Origin of the sequence: Microbacterium sp., assembly GCF_043427715.1 — a bacterium.
GTDB lineage: Bacteria > Actinomycetota > Actinomycetes > Actinomycetales > Microbacteriaceae > Microbacterium.
In genome coordinates this window covers 1-3,018 of sequence record NZ_JBHWTD010000060.1, presented here as the reverse complement: position 1 = coordinate 3,018, position 3,018 = coordinate 1, and the positions used below count along the sequence as shown (strand labels likewise).

The following is a 3,018-nucleotide window of genomic DNA, read 5'->3' as shown; positions in this document are numbered from 1 at the left end:
TGACTTCGGTCGCCTGATCGAACAGCAGCTGGCGGATTCCGTGCCGCTCACGTCAGAGTGGGTGGAGCGTTACGCCCGACAGTACGTTGCGCCGGTGCGGAACGGAGTGTCCGCCGTCGAGCGGGCAGTGCGTCGCAATCTCGAGCGGCTCCCGCGTCCCGATCGACTCGTGGCTGCCCCGGTCGACTCGGTAGCGGAGCCAGTAGCGGGATCGATCACGCCCAACGCAATGCAGCAAGAGGCGCTGATTGCCATCGATGCGATGCGGCGGGACGGCAAGCGCCGCGCGGTAGTCATCTCTGCAACGGGGACGGGGAAGACGATCCTGTCCGCGCTTGATGTCCGAGCGGTTGCGCCGATGCGGATGTTGTTCGTCGTGCACCGTGAACAGATTCTCGATCGTGCGATCCAGGAGTTTCAGAGAGTTCTAGGAGCCCCGGCTTCAGACTTTGGGAAGCTCACCGGCTCGAGCAAGCAGACGGATGCGCGCTACCTCTTTGCAACTATCCAGACGCTCTCGCGACCCGAAGTCCTCGCGAGCCTGCCGTCCGATGCTTTCGACTACATCCTCATCGACGAGGTCCATCGAGCGGGGGCCCAGTCTTACGCCAGGGTCCTACAGTACTTCGAACCAGCCTTCCTGCTAGGCATGACGGCGACGCCGGAGCGGAGCGACGGCTTCAACGTCTTTGAGCTGTTCGACTTCAACGTTCCGTACGAGATTCGCTTGAACAAGGCACTCGAAGCGGACATGCTCGTGCCGTTCCACTATTACGGCGTCACGGATGTCGAGTTCGACGATGGCTCGACCGTCGACGAGCAGTCGTCGCTGTCCCAGCTAGCAGGCGCAATCCGAGTCGACCACATCATCGATGCTGTGTCGACGTACGGTCACGCCGGCGTTCCGGTTCGCGGGCTCATGTTCTGTAGCCGGAAGGAGGAAGCTCGCGCCCTATCCGAGGCGCTGAACGAGCGCTTTGTCTTTGGGCGCCAGTTGCGGACCATCGCGCTCACTGGCGATGACTCGATCGAGCGACGTGAGCAGGTCGTGGACCAGCTTGAGGCCGGCGAGCTCGACTACATCCTAACGGTGGACATCTTCAACGAAGGCGTCGACATCCCGTCCGTCAATCAGGTGGTCATGCTTCGGCAGACGCAGTCCGCCATCGTTTTTGTTCAGCAGCTGGGACGCGGGCTCCGCAAGGCGGACGGCAAGGATTACCTCGTCGTCATCGACTTCATCGGCAACTATTCGAACAACTTCCTCATCCCGATCGCCCTGTTCGGCGACGATTCCCTGAACCGCGAGTCGGTGCGGCAGCACCTGATCTCCGCCGAGGAGGTCGGTGTAGTGGCGGGACTGTCGAGTGTTCGATTCGATCGGATCGCGCAAGAACGGGTACTCCGCTCGCTCGCCGACACGCAGCTGGATAGCTTGCAGCGCCTGAAGCAGGCAATCGAGACTCTCCGCAACCGCCTCGGCAGGCTACCGTCGCTCCACGACTTCCTGCGGTTCGAGTCCGCCGACCCCGTGGTGCTGGCTACGCGACTCGGCAGCTATCCGCTCTTGCTCGAGCGTCTGACCAAGACCCCCAGCGGTATGACTGGCGCGGAGCTACGGGCTCTGATGTTCCTGTCACATGAGGCACTAGCAGCGAAGCGCGTCGACGAGCTGCTAACTCTGCGGCTGCTCATCCGAGAGGGGTCAGTGTCAAGTGCCCGCCTTGCCGAGGAGCTTGCCCCGTTCGCTCATTCCAACCCGGAGCGGCATGCGGAGAGCGCCGTGCGTGTTCTGTCGCTCGCGTTCGCAACCGAAATGGAGCAGAAGAAGTACCAGGCCCCCGCGGTTCAGGTGTTGCACGACGGACGAATCTCACTCGGGCGAGAGTTCGCGGAGTCGTACCGGCGGTCATCCGCGTTTCGGGTCGCGGTGGACGATTTGATCGAGACTGGCCTCGACCTCGTGCAAGCGCGCTATACCATCGGCCAACCCTTCACCACTGGACGCCAGTACTCGCGCAAGGACGCAGTGCGTCTGCTGCTCTGGCCGAAGAACTCCTCCTCGACCGTGTACGGATACAAGGTTGACCGAGACACCGCCACGTGTCCGATCTTCAACACGATGCACAAGTCAGAGGAGATCGCCGCGAGCACCGCATACGAGGACGAGCTGCTCGATCGGTCGACCATGCGGTACTACTCGAAGAGCAAACGAACGCTGCAAAGCCCCGACGTGTCGGCGATGCTCTCGGGGGACATCGCACTGCACGTGTTTGCCAAGAAGAGCGACGCCGACGGCTCGGCCTTTTACTACCTCGGGGAAGCCGACGCTGCCTCGCCGGAGCAAACGAGCATGATCGATGACCATGGCGACAGCTTGAGTGTTGTCCGGATGATACTACGATTTCTCGAACCGATTGAACCGGGCATCTTCGACTACTTCCAGCCGAGCTTGAGCTAGCGCTAGGGCCGATGATCGCGCGCGCCGTCAGCCGCTCCTTCCCGTGTCAGCCGTCTTTCACGCTGAGTGGGAGGCGCGCATCGACCCACCCGAGACCTTCCCCGACACCGTTTGGATCAAGGGCGAGCGCAGTCGCTACCGAGTTGCGCACTGACTACACCTGACGCGAACCGACACCCGCAGAGGCTTCCTGCGGGCATCCCCCTCAGCACTCGGTGGCGGCCATGCCGCCTCTTGTCACCGATCCGTCCTCTGCAAGCGTCAGACCTGCGTGCTTAAGCGCGCCAACAGCGTCTCGACCAGCGGACGAGCCGAGCAGAGACTCGCGCGCGAACGCGGGGAGGTGAAGCAGTTCACACAGCTGCGCGCGGATGATGAGCTTCGACAAGCGAGTCGCCGCTACCAGCAGGTCGCGGTCCGGGTAATTGGGGCGGTCCGGGTGCTTCAGGTCGTTATTCACCTTGGCGATCATCTTCGCTACGGCACGGTTGCTGCCGACCGCAGGTAATGACGGCGCTCACCGAAGTTCCCCAGAGTTGCTCGGTGATCTTCCCCAG

At 62.4% G+C, this 3,018-nt stretch carries 2 protein-coding genes; one reads left to right on the top strand and one right to left on the bottom strand.

All coding sequences use genetic code 11. The annotated features are described in order from the left end of the window. Positions 1–2,461 (top strand): DUF3427 domain-containing protein (locus ACHFGS_RS06105; protein ID WP_394289282.1); only part of this gene is annotated, 2,461 nt, incomplete at its 5' end. Between the two features lie 205 nt (positions 2,462–2,666). Here ACHFGS_RS06105 and ACHFGS_RS06100 read toward each other — a convergent pair. After that, complete coding sequence (locus ACHFGS_RS06100; protein ID WP_394289281.1) at positions 2,667–2,933, bottom strand: hypothetical protein; 267 nt, start codon at positions 2,931–2,933, stop codon at positions 2,667–2,669. Between the last annotated feature and the right edge of the window lie 85 nt (positions 2,934–3,018).

Coding starts and splice junctions, on each gene's coding strand:
- ACHFGS_RS06100 (WP_394289281.1), bottom strand. CDS start 2,933: ATGATCGCCAAGGTGAATAACGACCTGAAGCACCCGGACCGCCCCAAT.